Consider the following 1,239-nt stretch of genomic DNA (forward strand, 5'->3'; position numbering starts at 1 on the left):
GAAATTAACGTACTACGGGGTCTAGGCATAACAACCTCCTACAACTCGCTATTAAACAAGTTTAGTAGGAGGCTGAAAAAGCAGCAATTAATTATGGCTGTCTATGTGTGTTTGATTATTGATTAGTTCTTCTTCAACGTATTTTATGAACTTATCTTTATCGGGCTGTCGCTTTTCTGATACCAGGCGAGAATTGCTTACTTTCAAGAGTTCATTTGGATCACCTTCATAGCCTAACTTTACAAGCCTTAACGCCCAATCATATCTCCCAACCGTAATTGCTGAAAATGGAACGCGTTCATAACCATAAATCCCATCAATATTCCAGTTAACATCTGCACCATACTCTAAAAGTAAGTCAAAGTGTTGTTCATTAAAAAACTCTATAGCCACCATGAAAATAGAACGCCTCATCCCTTGACCTTCTTCTGAATCCCCCTCCAAGTTTGGATTGCCACCATATTTAAGAAACAATTCTAATATATCTCCACGCTTTCCTGCTGCTGCAAAGAACATGGGAGACTTGCCAACGCCATATCCACGGTAATTAACGTCTGCACCGTGCTTTAACATAAATTCTAGTTGTTCTATTTCTTGAGTAAGGGCGAGCACCCAAATTAATGGGCTCACGCCATCAACCCCTACTTCATTTATATTTGCACCTAATTCAAGGTTATTCGATGCTAAGTTATAATCTTTTAAGATAATAGCATCTATCAATTTTACTGTTTTAGGCGAGAAAGAGTCGTCCAAATTATTATCCCCAATATCCCTTTGGGTACAACCATTACTTACTGCCAAGAGCAGTAAAACCAGTAGACACTTACCTTTAATAGCCATTAACATTGTTTAAATACCCCTTACTCATCAAATCACCAACTTTATATGAGTTTAAAAGGTTAAAATTGGTGAAGTTCATGCTGTGCCTATAGAATTAACTATAGCCACCCATTATCAATCAATAACTTACAGCACAAAATCTTGAGCTTCAATCAAGCTTCATTCATCTTGGCCATACTCTGTGGTGCTTGGAAGTAAGGTTGAGCTTTATTGGCTTGGTTTGGTTACTTTAAGCATCTATTCATCAAAAATCACGCAGCACTGTGACACCGCGGGTGCAGTGCAAAATTTGAAGAGATAAGTGGTGTGTTTACTCGAAGAGTTGGCAACTTTGTTTGAAATGCTTTCGCCGCCTTTCTAAGTGCTCACAGTATTTATCATATTCTTGCAAGGTACCCA

General features: G+C 38.3%; 1 protein-coding gene. It reads right to left on the minus strand.

Translation table 11 applies throughout. The features are described 5' to 3' along the window. Nucleotides 1–87: 87 nt before the first annotated feature. A complete protein-coding gene (locus tag GFB48_RS17110) occupies nucleotides 88–846 on the minus strand; it encodes an ankyrin repeat domain-containing protein (RefSeq protein ID WP_163938657.1) in 759 nt (252 codons plus the stop codon). Between the last annotated feature and the right edge of the window lie 393 nt (nucleotides 847–1,239).

It is taken from the genome of Paraferrimonas sp. SM1919, from assembly GCF_010993985.1.
Taxonomy (GTDB): domain Bacteria; phylum Pseudomonadota; class Gammaproteobacteria; order Enterobacterales; family Shewanellaceae; genus SM1919.